This window comes from Lactobacillus sp. MRS-253-APC-2B (assembly GCF_012843675.1).
In the GTDB taxonomy this organism is placed as follows: domain Bacteria; phylum Bacillota; class Bacilli; order Lactobacillales; family Lactobacillaceae; genus Limosilactobacillus; species Limosilactobacillus pulli.
The window spans coordinates 29,906-48,377 of record NZ_JABAFO010000003.1 but is presented as its reverse complement, the minus strand read 5'-3'; the positions used below and the strand labels follow the sequence as shown (position 1 = coordinate 48,377).

General features: G+C 46.6%; 14 protein-coding genes. 6 read left to right on the top strand and 8 right to left on the bottom strand.

The features are described from left to right. Window positions 1-3: 3 nt before the first annotated feature. A complete protein-coding gene (locus HF864_RS02755; RefSeq protein ID WP_169461587.1) occupies window positions 4-1,233 on the bottom strand; it encodes an MFS transporter in 1,230 nt (409 codons plus the stop codon). A gap of 408 nt (window positions 1,234-1,641) precedes the next feature. Here HF864_RS02755 and HF864_RS02750 point away from each other — a divergent pair, with 408 nt between their 5' ends. Both HF864_RS02750 and HF864_RS02745 read left to right on the top strand, forming a co-directional pair. Continuing rightward, complete coding sequence (locus HF864_RS02750) at window positions 1,642-3,660, top strand: LysM peptidoglycan-binding domain-containing protein (RefSeq protein WP_169461586.1); 2,019 nt, start codon at window positions 1,642-1,644, stop codon at window positions 3,658-3,660. A gap of 190 nt (window positions 3,661-3,850) precedes the next feature. Then, the gene (locus HF864_RS02745; RefSeq protein ID WP_169461672.1) at window positions 3,851-4,147 is read left to right on the top strand and encodes a metalloregulator ArsR/SmtB family transcription factor; all 297 of its coding nucleotides are present in this window, start codon (window positions 3,851-3,853) and stop codon (window positions 4,145-4,147) included. A gap of 36 nt (window positions 4,148-4,183) precedes the next feature. On the opposite strand, the gene HF864_RS02740 is transcribed toward HF864_RS02745, so the two are convergent. The 6 genes from HF864_RS02740 to HF864_RS02715 form a co-directional block, all read right to left on the bottom strand. After that, a complete protein-coding gene (locus HF864_RS02740) occupies window positions 4,184-4,645 on the bottom strand; it encodes an arginine repressor (RefSeq protein ID WP_006500851.1) in 462 nt (153 codons plus the stop codon). A gap of 119 nt (window positions 4,646-4,764) precedes the next feature. Then, entirely contained in the window at window positions 4,765-6,747 is a 1,983-nt protein-coding gene (locus tag HF864_RS02735) for an ABC transporter ATP-binding protein/permease (RefSeq protein ID WP_169461585.1), read from the bottom strand. 158 nt (window positions 6,748-6,905) lie between these two features. Further along, on the bottom strand, window positions 6,906-7,586 hold the full coding sequence (locus HF864_RS02730) for an ABC transporter ATP-binding protein (protein ID WP_169461584.1): 681 nt from the start codon (window positions 7,584-7,586) through the stop codon (window positions 6,906-6,908). Between the two features lie 11 nt (window positions 7,587-7,597). Next, window positions 7,598-8,656 carry an ABC transporter permease gene (locus tag HF864_RS02725; protein ID WP_169461583.1) on the bottom strand — a complete coding sequence of 353 codons (1,059 nt, stop codon included), beginning with the start codon at window positions 8,654-8,656 and terminating at the stop codon, window positions 7,598-7,600. Beyond that, on the bottom strand, window positions 8,640-9,176 hold the full coding sequence (locus HF864_RS02720) for a TetR/AcrR family transcriptional regulator (protein WP_169461582.1): 537 nt from the start codon (window positions 9,174-9,176) through the stop codon (window positions 8,640-8,642). The genes HF864_RS02725 and HF864_RS02720 overlap by 17 nt, the downstream gene beginning before the upstream one ends. A gap of 138 nt (window positions 9,177-9,314) precedes the next feature. Next, on the bottom strand, window positions 9,315-10,325 hold the full coding sequence (locus tag HF864_RS02715; RefSeq protein WP_169461581.1) for a zinc-dependent alcohol dehydrogenase family protein: 1,011 nt from the start codon (window positions 10,323-10,325) through the stop codon (window positions 9,315-9,317). 387 nt (window positions 10,326-10,712) lie between these two features. Here HF864_RS02715 and HF864_RS02710 point away from each other — a divergent pair, with 387 nt between their 5' ends. The 4 genes from HF864_RS02710 (at window position 10,713) to HF864_RS02695 (ending at window position 17,081) form a co-directional block, all read left to right on the top strand. Beyond that, on the top strand, window positions 10,713-12,308 hold the full coding sequence (locus HF864_RS02710; RefSeq protein ID WP_346774604.1) for an Nramp family divalent metal transporter: 1,596 nt from the start codon (window positions 10,713-10,715) through the stop codon (window positions 12,306-12,308). A 149-nt stretch (window positions 12,309-12,457) separates the two neighbouring features. Then, window positions 12,458-13,339 carry a hypothetical protein gene (locus tag HF864_RS02705; RefSeq protein WP_169461580.1) on the top strand — a complete coding sequence of 294 codons (882 nt, stop codon included), beginning with the start codon at window positions 12,458-12,460 and terminating at the stop codon, window positions 13,337-13,339. A gap of 336 nt (window positions 13,340-13,675) precedes the next feature. After that, a complete protein-coding gene (thrS, locus tag HF864_RS02700) occupies window positions 13,676-15,481 on the top strand; it encodes a threonine--tRNA ligase (RefSeq protein ID WP_169461579.1) in 1,806 nt (601 codons plus the stop codon). Window positions 15,482-15,641: 160 nt separating this feature from the next. Beyond that, entirely contained in the window at window positions 15,642-17,081 is a 1,440-nt protein-coding gene (locus HF864_RS02695) for a C69 family dipeptidase (RefSeq protein ID WP_169461578.1), read from the top strand. A 48-nt stretch (window positions 17,082-17,129) separates the two neighbouring features. Here the strand turns inward: HF864_RS02695 and HF864_RS02690 are convergent, their stop codons facing one another. Continuing rightward, the gene (locus HF864_RS02690; protein WP_169461577.1) at window positions 17,130-18,455 is read right to left on the bottom strand and encodes a C1 family peptidase; all 1,326 of its coding nucleotides are present in this window, start codon (window positions 18,453-18,455) and stop codon (window positions 17,130-17,132) included. Between the last annotated feature and the right edge of the window lie 17 nt (window positions 18,456-18,472).

Here is an 18,472-nt window from a genome sequence, read left to right as displayed (position 1 = left end):
AAGTTAGTTTTTCTTAGCTTGACGACGAGTTGCAATAAAGATAACCAAGGCAATTACCAACAGGCCGATTCCGTATGGCACGAATGGTGCTGCCAGGTCCAAGCCAGCTTGTGGCCGGCCCATGATGTGATTGGTCCATTCAGCAATCGTTGGTGAGAAAAAGGCCCCAAAGTTAAAACCGATCAGAACCATTGAAGTAATCAGCGGCTGACGCTCAGCCGGTGCCAGATCAGGCAGCAGGTTAAAGATCAAAGGAGAGACCAGCTGCAATGGGAACCCGATCAACAGCAGACCGATTACCAGCATCATAAAACTGCGGTGACTGGCACCATAGGCAAACAGGAAGTTCGAGATTGCCATCAGAATCAGACCGAAGTAAACCGTCCCGAATCCCATAACCTTCTTAATCGAGCCGTAGAACAAACCACCCAGCGTTGCTCCAATCAGCATCAGTGACAAGAAGTTGGAAGAACCGGTGTAGCTGGCACCCTTAATGGCTACTGCTACCCCAGAGAAACGGTTTTCCATGCCGACATAGTCAACAACCAACAGGAAGGCAAACAAAATGAGCAGATAGACGACTGGACTGATCTTGCCCTTACCTTCGCCTTCAATGGCTTCTTTCAATTCTGCTTCTTGTTTTTCTTCCTTTTCCTCAACTGCTTCAACCTTGCTGTCGTCCGGAACGCGAGCGGCAAAGAACAGCAGTACCAAGAAGGCCAGTGCGTAGACCAGAAATGACTGCCGCCAGCCAATCAAGCTCAAAAGCAGTCCGGCAATAAACAGGGTCGTGGCTTGACCGATCTGTTCGGCAGCCGCCCGCCAGCCCAGCATTTGAGCTCGCTCATTGCCCTCATACCAAACTGAGATCATCGAAATGGCCTGCGAGTTGTAGAGACCATAACCAGCCCCCAAGACTAATCGCGATGCCAAGACGATGCCATAGTTGCTGACAAACATTGGCACCAGCCCAGCCAGACCAACGATGAAGACCCCCAGCATGATGATCTTCTTGTCAGAAATGTGGAACCAAGACTGCAGCAGCGGTGAAAGTACCACAAAGATCATAACGGCAAAAGATGGTGTCGTAACCAGGTATTCAGACTGCGTTTGCGTAATGTGCAAAGCCGCCTTCAACTGTGGCAGCGATCCCTGAATCGCGTACGCACTGGTCACCATGAAAGAAACCGACAAGAAAGCCAGTTTCGTCACAATCGACTTTTTGTTGTCCATGTTGTTTTCCCCTACAAATATATTTAACGCTTCATCAAACTGATTGATAAACGTTTATCAATTTCATCGAGAGTTATTTTAACTTGTTTGTGCATCTTTTGTCAATCGTTTATCAAAAAGATTTGAATCGCTTTCGCGGCACTCAAATCTTATTTTCATACTTTTAATAATTAAAAAGTGATTCTTTGTTTAATATTGCGATCAGTGAAGAAATTTCTCAGGCATAAAAGTCTATTAATTATAGTAGATTTTAGTCGTTTTCATTTAAAAATTAATTGACGTAACCCGTTGTGAATGCTACTTTTTAATTAGCTGCTATTCTTAACGAATTATTAAAAAATATAAATTCTAACATATATAGCCGACTTAACCACTGATCAGCTAGTTTTTAAAGGAGTATGCTCACGTATGAAAAATCCAATCATCGACGAAACACATCAGCATTATAAGATGTACAAGAGCGGCCGACAATGGGTCTTTGCCAGTATCGCCGCTTTAACCATGCTGACGGCGGGCGCCTCGGTTGCCCATGCCGATCAAAAGACCGACCAGACCACGCATCAGATTACCGTTTCTGGCAATGCCAACGGTTCTGATGCCAGCCAGGAAGCTGACGACAGCGCTACAGCTGCCAGCTCGCAAGCTAGTCAAGCCAGTGCCGCTGCCAGTCAGGTTAATGAAGCAGACGTTCAAAGTACTGCCTCACAAAACACCACTGAAACAAACACTGCATCAACTGCCAGCGCTGTTGCCAGCACCGCAGTTCAGGCCGAATCTGCTGCTGTATCTGCTAACAGTGCCAGCTCAAGTACCGCAGTCCAAAGTACCGCTACCAGCCAGTCAAGCACTGCCGAATCTACTGCCAGTCAAGTAGCCGCGTCTGCTGCAACGACGACTCTGGCTGCAGCCAGTGCAAGTACTCAAAGCAATCAAGTTGACCTGAGTTCGCTTTACTTCAGCAGCAATGCCAAGTCGCAAAACTTTATCGAAAGCGTTGCGCAAGGCGCGATCAATGGTTGGACCAAGTATGGCGTTTTACCTTCCGTTACCGTTGCCCAAGCAATTTTAGAAAGTGGCTGGGGGCAGTCTGGTCTTTCTACTTCAGCCCACAACCTGTTTGGGATCAAAGGCAGCTATAATGGTCAATATGTTACGATGCAGACACGTGAGGTCTACAATGGTCAAAGCTACTACATATACGACAACTTCCGCAAGTATGCCAACAACTCCGAATCAGTTGAGGATCACGGCAACTTCTTGTACAGCAACAGTCGTTATGCCAACCTGCTGGGCGACCAGTCCTACACCAGCGTAGCACGCAAGCTGCAGGCAGATGGCTATGCTACCGATCCATCGTATGCCTCATCTTTGATTAAGCTGGTGGAAATGTACAATCTGACTCAGCTTGATAACATTGCCTTTTCCGGCAAGCAGCCCGTTATCAACAACAAGAATGACTATAATTACTCTAACAGCGGCAATGCCGACAGCTCCAAAGGCTACTACACCGTTCAAAGCGGCGACACGCTGTCTGGAATTGCCTTGAAGTTCTCCACGACTTCCAGCAAGCTGGCACAATTGAACAGCATTTCCAACCCGAACCTGATTTATGTTGGACAGCGTCTGTTGGTTAACCAAAACAGCAGCTCAAACTCCAGCTCTTCCAGTCAGTCCAGTTCTGCTGCAACGAATACGGATGCATCAGCTGCCAGCTACACCGTTAAATCAGGCGACACGCTGTCTACCATTGCCAGCCAACATAATACGACGGTTAACCAGATTGTTTCGCTTAATCAGTTGAGCAATCCAAATCTGATCTACGTTGGTCAAGTCTTGAAGCTTAAAAACAACCAGACAACCAATTCGTCATCGGCAACATCGTCATCAACCGCTGCAACGACTGCTGGTACGTATACCGTTAAAGCTGGTGATACGCTGTCTGCCATTGCATCTCGCTACAGTACTTCCAGCAGCACGCTGGCTTCACTGAATTCACTGAGCAATCCAAACCTGATTTATGTCGGTCAAGTACTTAAAGTCAGCTCAAATGCCTCGACCAGCAGTTCAACCAGTTCTTCTGCAAACAACACTGTAACGACTGCCTCTTCCTACACGGTTAAGGCTGGTGATACGCTGTCTGCCATCGCTGCCAAATACGGTACCACCTATCAGGCACTGGCATCAGCCAACAGCATCAGTAACCCAAATGACATTTATGTGGGTCAGGTAATCAAGGTCAGCGCGACTGTAACCGCCGCCAGCTCTCAAACTGTTTCTTCAACCAGCAGCGGCAGCTACACGGTCAAGTCCGGCGACACGCTTTACGGCATCGCTTTGGCTAATGGCTTGAACTGGCGGACATTGGCCAAGCAAAACGGCATCAGCGATCCAAACGTCATTTTCGTTGGCCAGAAGCTGAGCCTGTAATTCATCGCATTTACACTTAACAGCCAGTCGGATTCATCTCCGACTGGCTGTTTTATCAAAATCATTTTAGCGCTTAACACACCGTTTCGCGCTGCTTGAAATTTAAATGGCAACGACCTATTATTGAAAGCATAACGTTTAAATATTCGTTACCGAGAAAGTAAGTGGTGTCGTGATCAATTACCGTTCAATGGAAATCGAAGACCTGGATGAGATCAGTCGTTTATTTAAGCTTTTGGGACATCCTAAACGACTACAGCTGCTGTATTTGCTGATTCAGCATTCAATGAGCGTCTCTGAAATCAGTAAAGCACTGAACTGGGAGCAATCAGCCGTTTCCCATCAGCTGCAGCTGCTGCGCAAATATGGACTGGTCAAGCAGGTTCGGCATGGCAAGACCATCATCTATCATTTACAAGATCCCAAGGTTATGACCTTGATTGCCGATGTGGTTAGTCATGCCGAAAAGATCGTTAAATCGTCATAAAAAAGCGCACCGAAAATAATCCGGTGCGCTTTTGCTTTAGTCTTCAGTCATGTGCTCTTTGATCAAGCGATTGATGGCCTGGGCATCCTCATTGTTTTTGCTGATGGTTAAAAGCGTGTCGTTACCGGCCAGCGTACCGACAACCTCAGGCAGCTGAGCATTGTCGAACAAGCCTGCCAGCACGGTTGCATAATTGGAGTTCAATGTCGTTTGAATGACATTGATGAATTGGACGTTGGTGACTTTTTCCACGTTATGGCTGATCCCATCGAAGAGGCGCTGATATTCATCCGCATGAGTATGCAAAATCGAATAGTAAGTATGCCCATGCTGGTCACTAACCTTGACGATGTTTAGCGCATGAATATCTCGCGAAATCGTAGCCTGGGTAGCATCAATGCCATGCTCAGCCAGCATTGCAAGCAGGTCATGCTGCGTATTGATCCGCTGCTGCGTTACCAGTTCTTGAATCAGTTGGCGTCTTTCTTTTCGATCCATTGTTTACCTCCAGCATGCATAATAATTCATTGCTCTTATCATACTATGAATTGCCAACACTTAAAAGCAGCTCATCGTTTTTTATTGAGCTTTTTTAATCACAGCTGCATATTATGCAATCAATCGGCAGCCAATGCCTTGATCGGATTTAATTTGGCAGCTCGTTTGGCCGGCATCAAAGCGGCTAAAAAGGCAATCAGCAGGGCGCTTGCAAAGGCAAACAAAACGTTGCCAAGCGAAATCTGTACGATATTGTATTTAATCAAATGGTACAGCCCATGATTCAGGATCAGTTCAGCACCATAGGCCAGCACCAGCGCCAGAATTGCCGCAAAAAAGCCGATGAACAGTGACTCAGCCGTAAACAGACGTCTGATGTCTACCTTGCGCTCCCCAAGCGCTCGCAGCACGCCGATCTCCTTGGTTCGTTCCGAAACCGACATATACATCGTTACAATGATCATCAAGGCCGATACCAACAACGAGATGCCAGCAATTGCAGCTAAAACGATCGTAGCCAGCTGAACATAGGTATTGACGGTCTTGAGCATAGAACCAACCGTAATTGCGCCCAAGATGCGCTTATTGGTCTTGGCATCACGCAGATCATTGATTTTATCAGCTACTTTGTCAACCTGATTCAACGACTTGACGCTAACCGCGGCATAGTTTGGCTGCGTAGATGCTCCACTTTCGGTAAGCATGCTCTTGATGGTTTGATAGCTCATCGCTGTAGTCGCCGAAACTCCAGACGTAAAGCCAACTACCTTAACCGTTCGCGTTGACTGCGTCGGCTGACCAGCAGTATTAACCCAGTTAAACGTGATCGTTACGTTTTGATTAAGCAAGCGTTGATAATGCTTGGCTCCTGCTAATTGAATGGCCTGCTGCTTGTTTAAAATGATCTGGTTGGCATGCGGTACGTGACCTTTTTTGATGGAATGGGTAGTGTAGGCCTTGCTCCAGCTGTTTAGACTGGTCCCACTTTGAATCTTGTTTTGATAAGTGATCTTATAAGCAGCGATCGAGTAGCCTGGCTGAACTTTTGCAACTCCAGTAATGTTTTTCAAGCGGTTCAAATCCTGAGTCTTTAAAAACATTGCCTGCGGATTGGCTGCCATGTTCTGCATCGAGGCCTGCAGCTGATCTTGATTCATTTTTTTACCGCTGGTATTGCGCAGAACCGTAATGACCTGCGGATTGGCCAACGAATTGATCTGATTTTCAATATAGCCATTAACGCCATTGCCCAGGCCACTGAAAAGAAGCACTGCAAACAGACCGATTGCCGTTCCCAGCATGATCAGTGAATTGCGCCAAAAGTTATATTTAAAATGTTTAAAGGCCGTTTTAAAACTGGCTAATGCTGGCAGCGGTCGCGAATTAAGATGCGTAGGACTTTTTGGCAGCACATAGGCCGGTCGCAGCCGCTGATCACCATCGATTTTGCCATCTGCCAGATGCACGATCCGTGTTCCATGATTGGCAACGTCTTGCGAGTGAGTTACCGCAATGACGAGCTTACCATCTTTGGCGATGCCATCCAGCAGCTCCAGAACTTCTTGCGTATTTTGACGATCCAAGGCCCCGGTTGGTTCATCAGCAATAATGACTTGTGGATCACTGGCTAAGGCTCTGGCAATCGCAACTCGCTGTTTTTGCCCACCGGAAAGCTGATGTGGATACTTACGCAGCTGGTCTTTCAACCCAACCTGTTCCAATAAAGACACAGCGCGTTTTTTTCGTTCTTCTGCTGATAGATCCGTCATATCCAAAGAAATCAGCACGTTTTCCAAAACCGTCAGATGCGTGATCAAATTATAGGCTTGATAAATATAGCCAATCGTCGCCCGCCGGTAGTTATCCATCTGTTTTTCCTGCCGATGATCCAATTTTTGACCATCAACAATGACTTCACCATCAAATTCACGATCCAAGCCGCCAATGATGTTCATCAGCGTCGATTTGCCGCCCCCCGATTCCCCAAGGATTGAGACAAATTCTCCCCGTTCAAATTCAAGATCGATTCCTTTCAGAACCGGAAACTCTTCTTTTCCCAGGAAATATGACTTATGGATATCATGAAGCTCCAAATATGCCATAAAAAACTCCTTATACTTTATTATCTTCAAAAGCTGTCTCTCAAATTGTAAAAGATCCAGTCTATTCGGGCAATTATTCTTATCATCCTTAAAATCAAAAACGCATTACTCCAGTTGTTGACCGGCATAATGCGTTTTAGCATAAAATTAGCAGTTATCTAAGCATTCAGCAGCTGCTCAGTCATCTTGCCATCCATGATCTGATAGATGCGATCGGCAAAATCCTTTAACCGCAAATCGTGCGTGACAACGACCACTGCCTTGTCATACCGCTTTGCCATTTCCTTCATCAAGCGCCCTACGACCTTGACCCGCTCACTGTCTAAAGCAGCTGTTGGTTCATCAGCCAGGATAATTGCTGGATCGGTATACAGCGCCCGAGCAATAGCGACTCGCTGATTCTGTCCTCCCGAAAGCTCATCGGGATATTTATTGACAAGCTGATCGATACCCAGTTCCTGCAACAGTTTTTCCAGCCGATCCGAACTAAGGTTTCCTCTATGAACACGATCAACCAAGGCAAATTGATCCGCAACACTCAGATAGGAAAGCAGATTGTAAGACTGAAGCACAAAACCGATTTGATTTAAGCGAATCTCATCTCGCTGCTTTTCTGAAAATTGACTGATATCTTGGCCATCAATCAATACCTGGCCGCTGGTTGGCCGTTGCAGACCACCAGCAATCGTCAGAAAAGTACTCTTGCCTGATCCAGAGGGCCCTAAAACCAAGCTTAGTTCGCCGCTGTGTGCTTTGAAGCTGACGTCTGAAAGCACCTGAACCTTACTGATGCCAGTCCCATAGTCTTTGTTAATATTTTTTAATTCAATTGCCGTCATCCTGCTCACCTCTATCTCATTGCATCTAATGGGTCAATTCGACTGATCATGCGGACCGGCAGCAATGAACCGGCAACGCCCAAAACGACCAATGCCAGACTCAGGATCCCAGTCAGTGGCCAGTTGATCAGCATTGGTACCGAGCTTGGCATAACTGCCTTGGAAGCAATCATCAGCAGCAAGGCGCCAAGCGTACCGCTGACCATCAAAACCACAGCCTGATCAATCGTTGCCCCGATCAGATAGGCTGCTGGGATTCCCTGTGCTCTTAGGACTGCATAGTTGGGAATCTTTTGCATCGTCAGAATATATAAGAAAACGGTGATAACGATCAGCGAAATCACCATCAAAAAGGCGATCATAAACTCAAATGTCATGTTCTGCGCTGCATATCCAGGCAATTTGTCAATAAAGGTACCGATTGAGTATTGCTTGAGATTTTTGTTTTTGACCGTCTGCTTCTGATCAGAAAAAATTCCGCTAGCCGCGAACTGATCCCCCGTTCCTTTAAGGGTCTGCCAGATTGACAGGCTGCCGTAGACTACTGAAGCAATATTCAACTTGGCATCTTTAGCAAAACCCACAACACGATATTTTTGCGTACTGCCGTTAAGCGTGATCTGATCGCCCAACCGATAGCCTTTGCTCTTTAATCCTTCATCGAGCACGACCTGATTTTTGTCATGCGGCTTGTGACCACTGCTGAGCTTCAGTTTCTTTTGGTAGATAAACTGCGAGCGGTCCAGGCCAACAAACTGAATCGTCTGCTTGTCGGTCGTTCCCTTGGCTCTTTCAATCACTGCCGGCGTCTGCCCGACTAATGCCTGATGATCGTTTAGCTTAGGCAGATCCCGCTTGGCGATCAGCGACTGACTCAGATTGATATTGGAATTCTTGTTTAAAACCACGCTCTTGGCGTCCCACGAATCGATCGCAGCCGTATTTTCATTAGCCAGCCCCAGCATCATGCCCATCAGCATAAACATCAAGTAGCCGATCAAGACAATCATGCCAATAATCAGGCCATATCTTAACTTCTCATGACGAATTTCCTTAACGGCCAGAAACATTTTTATCACCTTCGTTTTCTAATAAGCGCTGCAGAGCCTGCAACAAACGCTGTAAAATCATTGTCTGTTCATCGGGAAAATTCAGGCACTCCTTGATTGCCGCATGATTGATCGTCATGATGGTCCACTGCAAGGCCGGGATTTTCGAAACTGGATGCATCGGCAGTATTCCTTCGTTACACCGCAGATGAAGCTTGATCAGATCATAATAGCGGCTGCCATGGACCTTTTGCACGAATGCACGCGTCCATTCAAAATAGTCCTGGGCACTCATCAACTGGTGCGGCGTGGTTGCCACGTTTTGGTGAATATCCTGCATTGCCTTAGCATACAGATACTGATAAGCATCTTTTAAGTCGGCAAAATACTTATAGAATGCGCCACGAGCAATTTCGGCCTCTTTAACGATCCGCGCTACCTGTGCCGTTGCCAGTGAATGCTCACTAAACTCATGCAGCAGGGCCTGCTCAATTTTTTGCCGTTTTTCATGATTCAAATTTTCAAAAGTACTGGTCGGCATCTGAATTCCCCCTCCTAATTAAGTGACACCGTGTCAACTACTATGTGATCATACCGCGATAGTGACACCGTGTCAACTTTAGACAATAAAAAACAGCCGCCATTTTGACGACTGTTTTGAACATTTTATCTAAGTGAGTTAGGCTTCTTCGCCGCCAACCTTGACAACGGCCTTGGAAACCTTGCCCAGCTTACCGCTGACAAAGTCTTCTACTTCATTGAAGGCCAGTTCATGAGAGAACAATGGCAGTGGATCAACCTTGCCGCTAGCCAGCAGTGCAATTGAGTCTTCAAACGTGTAAGGGTTGATGAAGGCACCTTGAATCGTCAACTGCTTCTTGAAAACGTCGTAAGTGTTGACAGAGAACTTAGCATCTGGATTACCAACACCAAACATCAGAACCTGAGCACCCTTGGCAGCGGCTGCCAGACATTGTTCTTGCGTCTGTGGCAGACCAACGGCTTCAACAACGATGTCAAAAGCATCGGCTGGAATTTCTTCCTTGGTCGTGTTGATCGTCTTAACGCCGAAGTGTTCGCGGTTGTTAGCCAGCTTTTCATCAGAGCGACCTGCCAGCGTTACTTCGTGAATGCCGCGTGCCTTCAGGATTTGAGCAAACAGTTGACCTTCAAAACCGTCACCTAAGACCAGTGCTTTTTGGTATGGGTGCGTAGTCAACAGGTCAACACCGTGCATTGCACAAGAAATTGGCTCTACAACGGCTGCAGCCTTCAGGGAAACATTGTCAGGAACTTGGTAGACAACCTTGGCTGGCGCCGTGAAGTATTCTTCAAAACCACCGTCACGCGTAACACCAACGGCATCCAGGTGTTCACACAGTTCAGGGCGTGAGGTCCGGCAGTACTTGCATTGACCACAGTAGATGTTAGGGTCAACGGTTACGCGGTCGCCAACCTTAACGTTGGTAACGGCATCGCCAACCTTGGCTACGACACCAGAGTTTTCGTGGCCAAGTACGATTGGTGGAACTGCAGAAGCAGAACCCGGCAGACCAGCGTACAGTGCCTTGTCAGTACCACAGATACCAGCGTAGGCCGTGTGAATCAAAACTTCATCTGGCTTGATTTCAGGAATGTCATATTCTTGAACGGCAAGATCTTTAATACCTTGTAATACAAGTGCCTTCATTGATTTATACCTCTTTCTTTGTGAAAACATTAATTTAAATTTTGCCAATAGTATAATCCAGGTCTCAATCGTATGTCAACCGGTTATCACTATTTTTGATAATCGTTTGACATTAAGCGATCGTTTTAACTATATGATAACGCTTGATTTTTGATGATTAATTTTTTTGAATTTTTCGCGACAAAAAATCGTAAGCGTTTCAATATTAAGCATATCAAGATCGCTATCATTTGATTGCCAATGTAAAATTGCTGTAAAATACCGTTAGATAGGCATTCTTCCATTGCAGGACTTTAATTTTTATGTTAGCCTAACAAAGGTGTTTTATTGCATTAAACGTTTTTTATTGGGTAATGCAAATTTTCAATTAAGAAAGGTGGGTTTACCGTGGATAACAACACGAATGACCAACGCCGCAAGCACAAACTGATCGAGTATGCTAACGGCAAATCACTTGAAGAAATCAACGGCACCGTTGAAGTTCCTAAAGGTAAAGGTTTCTGGAAGACACTTTTAGCTTATTCCGGACCTGGCGCATTGGTTGCTGTCGGCTACATGGATCCTGGTAACTGGTCTACTTCGATCACTGGTGGTCAGGCATTCGGTTATACCTTAATGACGACCATCCTGATTTCAAGTTTGATTGCGATGCTGCTTCAATACATGGCTGCCAAACTTGGGATCGTGAGTGAAATGGACTTGGCCCAAGCCATTCGAGCTCGTACAGGGAAGGCGCTCGGTATCGTTTTGTGGATTATGACCGAGCTTGCAATTATGGCAACTGATATTGCCGAAGTTATTGGTGCGGCAATCGCCCTAAACCTTTTATTCCATATTTCATTGATTCCAGCGGTCTTCATCACAGTATTGGACGTCTTAGTTCTGCTGCTGTTGACTAAAATCGGTTTCCGCAAGATTGAAGCAATTGTTGTCTGCTTGATTTTAGTTATCCTGTTCGTCTTTGTTTATGAAGTTGCACTATCCGATCCAAACTGGAGCGCTGCTTTTGCCGGTCTGCTTCCTTCAGCAGGTGCCGTAGCAACTGAACCACAACGCTTGGGTATTACGCCGCTGTCTGGCTCTTTGGGGATTATCGGGGCGACTGTAATGCCTCACAACCTCTACTTACACTCCGCTATTTCGCAAACGCGTAAAATCGATCATACTGATGCAGAAGACATCAAGCAGACGATCCGTTTTACTGCTTGGGACTCCAACATTCAGCTGTCAGCTGCCTTCTTGGTTAACTGTCTGCTTTTGATTATGGGGGTTGCCGTATTTAAATCTGGTACGGTTAAGGATACTTCTTTCTTTGGTCTGTATGAGGCATTAAGCAACACGTCAATGCTGAGCAACCCGATTTTGATCTCAGTAGCCAAGTCCGGTCTGCTGTCAACACTGTTTGCAGTTGCGCTGTTGGCTTCTGGGCAAAATTCTACGATTACCGGTACCTTGACTGGTCAGGTTATCATGGAAGGTTTTGTTCACATGAAGATGCCATTATGGGCTCGGCGGCTGGTTACCCGTTTAATCTCCGTTGTACCAGTACTGCTGTGTGTGGCGATGACGGCTAAGGACAATGCCATTCAGCAACACGCTGCGTTGAACATGCTGATGGAAAACTCACAGGTCTTCTTGGCCTTTGCCTTGCCGTTCTCAATGCTGCCACTGCTTTTGATGACCGACAGCAAAGATGAAATGGGTGAGTTCAAAAACTCTGGCTGGGTTAAGGTCTGTGGTTGGCTGTCAGTTATTTCGCTGACATTCCTAAACCTCTACAATCTGCCAAGTACTTTCGAAGGCTTTGGCATCTGGCAAAAGGGTACGGCTGATGTATTGGCTTGGATCTCCATTGTGGCTATCTTATTGCTGTTAGCTTGGACGATCTACGACATGTACAAAGGCAACAAGCGGCTCGTTGCAGAAGGCATTCATCATCCTTGGGAATCCAAAGATGATCAAAAGCCAGCTAGTCAAGATTAATAAAATAAATATTTTAATTTATCAATAAAAAACCGTTTGAACGCTTTGCTTCGAACGGTTTTTAGTATTTTTGGTGTATAATATCCTGTGTTTAGGCATCAGCCGCGTTATGCTGACTGCGCGGCCAAAATAATTTTGAGGTGAATATTTTGGACAACCACGATAATAAAGAAAAGCGACGCCCAAGCCGAGTTGAACTATACGATCAACCAAACAAGCGCCCAGAAAAAAAGACGCATTTCTTCTTTGATAAAAAAGCTGATCGCACGGCTAAAAAAGAAGCTGCGCCAACGTTTAAATTAGATAAGCAAGCCAAGCGCTCATCGCAAAGCAATTCCGATCTGAGTATTAATGCTCAGCCAACTACTAATGGTACGCGCTCTGGCATGAACTCCCAGCCAATCAGCAATGACACTCGTTCCAGTCGCAGCCAGGATCGACTGGGCTCGCGCAATGGTCAGGCAACTGCCGCTAAAATGACCAGCTTAGGCGCTAAATCAGGCAAAAACAAGCAACCAAAAAACAAAAAGCCTGGTCATCGTCCCTTTAAAATTGCTTTGGGAATCCTTTTAGCAGTCTTGATCGTCATGGTCATCGTCTTTGCCGTCAAGCAGCAGAATCCCGTGACCGACAATTCCAGCGATACGACCGTCTCCACGTCTTCTAAGAAAAAATCCAGCAACTCAAAGAAGTCCAGCAGCCACAAAAAGAAGCATTCTTCTTCCAGCTCATCTTATGAAGCCAACTACGACACCAATGATCAGGATTCGTATTACGTACCAAGTACTACGACGAATTCATCATCTACTCCAGCGGCCAGCTCATCCAGTCAAACAACTGCCAACAACAATAACCAAACAACCGGCAATGGCAATAGCAGCTATCAAGGCGGCAGCAACTACGGTAACTCTGGCAATAGTGGCAACAGTAGCAATAGCAACGGCAACAGCAGTTCAACCAATACCAATACGCCTTCTGAATCCGTCAGCGGCAACACCGGTGGCCCTACCCAGGATGGCGGTGCTCAATAGTCAAGATTTTCAAATCAGTCTTGACACGATCCAGACAGGTGCATATAATTCAAACTAATGACAAAGGACATGCCTGATGCGGCTGGTTATCCAGGGAGTCGGTACCTTGGCTGGAAGTACCGTTGACCAAGCACATCAGCGTACCACCTTTTTGAATTGTCACTGGCCGAGATAAGGTCAGTCGGGTCGTGTCCGTTACCACACTTAAGAGGCGACGCCATTAGTGCGCCGTAAATTAGGGTGGAACCACGCTGATTATGTTACCAACCAACGTCCCTTTGATTGTCTTAGACAGTCAAAGGGACGTTTTTTATTACCACAAAGGAGAGATTTTACATGGCTCAAGTTGCTGTTATGAACGTCGATGGCTCAGTCAACAAGATTGACCGCGACTCAAAAGAAAGTTTGGACGCCCTGCGTCAATTATCCGCTCTGATGCTGAAGGCTGCACTGCAAAAAGAATTTGCCGGCATTCGTCTGGGTGCCGATGCGGTCGAAGAAGACGGCTTCTACGTTGACTCCGACAAAGATGAACAGCAGGTTTCTGCTGACGAACTGCCACAATTAGAAGCAGCCATCAAGTCTATTGCCAAGTCAGAAGCCAAGGTTGAGTTCAAAGAGGTCAGCGTAGATGATGCCCTGGCTAGCGTCAAGGACGATCCATTCTCAACTGAACTGATCAACGAAAACGCTAAGGACGGCAAGGTTGCCATGTATGATCTGGATGGTGTAATGGCCGTTGCCAGTGCTCCAATTCTGGTTTACGCCAACCTGGTCAAAAACTACAAGCTGCTCAGCGTTGCCGGTGCCTACTGGAAAGGCATGTCATCCAACCCAATGCTACAGCGGATCTATGGGACGGCCTTTTACAAGAAAGACGATCTGGAAGCCGATCTGAAGGCTCGTCAAGAAGCCAAGGAACGCGACCACCGTGTCATCGGTAACCAGTTGGATCTGTTCTTTGTTGATCCTAAGGTTGGTGCCGGTCTGCCATACTGGATGCCAAAGGGTGCCACGATTCGTCGGACGATTGAACGCTACATCATCGACAAGGAACTGGCTGATGGCTATGAACACGTCTACACGCCGGTTTTGATGAACCTGGATGCCTACAAGACTTCTGGTCACTGGGCTCACTACCGCGAAGACATGTTCCCACCAATGGACATGGGTGACGGTGAAATGCTCGAACTACGGCCAATGAACTGCCCAAGTCACATTCAAGTCTACAAGCACCACATTCGTTCCTACCGTGAATTGCCATTGCGGATTGCCGAACTTGGAATGATGCACCGTTACGAAAAGTCCGGCGCGCTTTCTGGTCTGCAACGGGTTCGTGAAATGACGCTTAACGATGGCCACACGTTCGTTGCTCTGGACCAGATCCAAGACGAATTTGCCAAGATTTTGAAGCTGATTATGGACGTTTACAAGGACTTTGACATTACTGACTACACGTTCCGTCTGTCATACCGTGACCCTAAGAACACGGAAAAGTACTTTGCCAACGACGAAATGTGGGAACGTTCGCAATCCATGCTGAAGGCTGCTATGGACTCACTGGGTCTGGAATACTATGAAGCTGAAGGTGAAGCTGCCTTCTACGGTCCAAAGCTGGATATCCAAACCAAGACGGCCCTGGGCAACGAAGAAACGATGTCTACGATTCAACTGGACTTCATGCTGCCTGAAAAGTTCGATCTGCACTATGTTGGTGAAGACGGCAAGCAGCACCGTCCAGTTATGATTCACCGTGGGGTTGTCGGCACGATGGAACGCTTCGTTGCTTACCTGACGGAAATCTACAAGGGTGCCTTCCCAACCTGGCTGTCACCTGAACAAGTCGTTATTATCCCAGTTTCCGATGACAAGCATGGCGACTACGCTGATGAACTGGCCAAGAAATTCAAGGCAGCTCAGATTCGGGTTAAGGTTGATCACCGGAACGAAAAGATGGGCTACAAGATTCGTGAAGCCCAAACGCAAAAAGTTCCATACACGCTGGTTGTCGGTGATGATGAACAGGCCAACAACTCGGTTTCCGTTCGTAAGTACGGTGAAAAGGATCAAAACGGTATGACCGTAGATGCCTTTATGGATGAGATTCTGCACGATATTGCAACCTACTCGCGCGAAGACTAATCAAAAAGCTGTTTGGTATTTAGCCAGACAGCTTTTTATTATTTTACAGCCCTGTTAAGCGCTTTTTTCAGCCGTTTAAATGGTAAGCTGGATAATTTATCGTTTCTAGGTCAAACGCGCTATAATGGGGAAAATTCATATTAGAAAGGTCGAAGAGCAAATGTCTCCATGGAATCGTTTCAAGAAATCAGCCTGCACGTCGATGATGGTCGGCAAACATGCTTCAACTGACGGCTCAACTTTTATCTCGCGCAACGAGGATCGTGTCAAGGCAATCGAGCCCAAGCGCTTTTTGGTGCAGCCTGCCGTTAAAGATCGTCACGCAACCTACGTCTCGGCCTATAATCAATTAACCGTGCCACTGCCAGCTGACGGTATGCGCTACACATCTACACCAAGCGTTGATCAAACCCAGGGTCCAAACGAAGAGGACGGCTTTAACGAGGCTGGTGTCGGTGAAAGTGCTACGGAATCCGTCTATGCCAATCCCAAAGTACTGGCCTATGATCCATACGTCAAAAACGGTCTGGCCGAAGACTCACTGACGACACTGGTGCTGCCATATATCCATTCAGCTAGGGAAGGCGTTGAATATCTAGGTCGCCTAATTACCAAATATGGTGCGGCTGAAGGCAACGGTATCCAGTTTATCGATCAAAATGAGGTTTGGTACATGGAAATCGCCACGGGGCACTATTGGGTTGCCGTCCGCATCCCTGATGACTGTTATGCCGTGGCGGCCAACCAGATTGCCATTGAAGACATTGACTTTGGTGATGATAAAAATTTTGCCTGGGCAGATGGTATCCGGCTGTTTGTTGAGAATAATCACCTGAATCCTGACGATGAGCGTTGGAACTTTCGTCATATCTTTGGTACCAATACCAAGCAGGATCATCATTACAACACGCCGCGCGTCTGGTTCGCACAGCGTTATCTAAGTCCCAGCCTAACCGAGGATCAAACGCCTGAGTCAGCCGATATGCCGTTTATTCGCAAGCCCGATCATAAAATCAGCGTTGAAGACATTCAATACGTCTTAAAATCGCACTATAACGAAACGCCTTATGATCCACTGGGGAGCGGTACGCCAGAACAGCGCCGGCGCTATCGTTCCATCGCACTTTCGCGAACGGCGCAGTCGCATATTCTGCAAGCCCGCAATGACTCCTATGGTGGTGCCCAGTGCATTCAATGGGTCGAATTTGGCGTCCCGACGTTTTGTGCCTACGTTCCTTTCTTTGCCAATGTCAATGATACCGATGCCTCATACCGCGAGTTTCCAGCCAAGATGGATCTAAGCAGTGCCTATTGGTTAAATGAAGCACTGGCAAGCGTAGTTGAGAGCCATTATGCTGAATTTGCCAAAGACAACCTGGACTATCAAAATGAGCTGCAGGCCTGGGCAAGGCGCAAAATCAAAGCTATTGACGATCAAGTCGGTATGTTGGAAGGCCAGCGTCTAACCAGCTATCTGACCTCGCAGAACCATGATATTGCTAAGCACTTCAACGATCGTGCCCGCCAACACCTGTTTGATCTGCTGACCAAGGGAGCAGAACTGTCCAAGCTAACCTTTAAAATGGATCCAAATCTATAGCAACCAAAAAACAGCCCTGACCGGCATTTGTCGATCAGCGCTGTTTTTTTACTGCAGTGAATCCCAGGCCGTCAGTTGAACTGGTTTTTGCGTACTCAGCTGCTTGAGCTCATCACTAAGATATTTTTTATTGATAACCGCTTCATAGGTGTAGTCTTCAAACCACTTTTGAGTCATCACGAAATATCCCTTTTCGCCATTTTCCTCGCCCCATGAATTTTCGATCTTCCAGCGATCAATTTGACCATCAACTTCATTGAAGCCCGTCAGCGTCATGGCATGTGATACGCAAGCCTGTCTGGTTTCCAGTCGTTCTTTTTTGTTCATAACGTAATCAATGTCCAAAAGCTCTTCTTGATGATAAAGCTTGGCATCCATGATTCCCCGCTTGCGATCCATCTGCTGTAAGACATCATTGCCGACCCACACGGTTTCACCGGCTTTCAGCTGACTGACCACGCTCTTTTGCAACTGATCAAAAGCCACATTGACAAATTGGATCGGAATACCACCTACGACACTATCCTGCTGCGGCATTGAGTAGACCTGATTCAACTCATGATCAGGCGCATTGGTCAAAACTACGTAATCGCGTAAATCAAGCTGCCAATATTGATGGAAAAATTCCAGTGGCGACAGATCAGACTGACGGTGCAACTTGTGGTCATCGTCTTCAAACTCAAGATCAAAGCGCTTTGGCGGCATACCAAACGCATAAACCGCCAGTCGGTAAACCTCGCTGACCATTTTTTCCTTGGCAGCCAGAACCGCAGCTTGATCAGCGTGCTGCTCATTGATCATTTTACGCAGCACTAATGCGTCTTTATGCATCAGATCTTTCATTACTGTAGCAATGTCATCGGTGTTCTTGGTGTTATAAGTATCTGGCATTGCATATTCAGGTACGACGCCATACTTTTCAATGATCGAAGCGGCATTGGCCCATTGCCCGCCATCATTTTCAGCAAAGGCAACGTAAAAATCGACCAGACGATCATGAAATGGCAAACTGGCCGTCGAAATGATATTTTGCAAAAACATGTTGGCCCGTTCAACCCGATCCCAGAAAAACAAATAGTTCTGCGACAGCTCAAAATCCTTAAAGTGATACTGATTGGCAAATAAATGACGCAGCGTGTTCAGCGCGGCAAACGACCAGCAGCGACCACTGTGCCGTTGATTGCAGACTTTCCCCGTCTTGACTTCATATGAAAAAACGCGGTGATTGCGTTGACTGACGTTTTGGTCCTCGCTGGATGCCTTGATGCCGTTTTTCATTACCGTTCTTGCGATAATTTTCGCATCCGGTCGTGCATTAAAATCAGCCTCATAGCTTTGAAGCTGAGACAGCGTTAATTTTTTAAACTCAGACATATTGAATCTTCCTAACT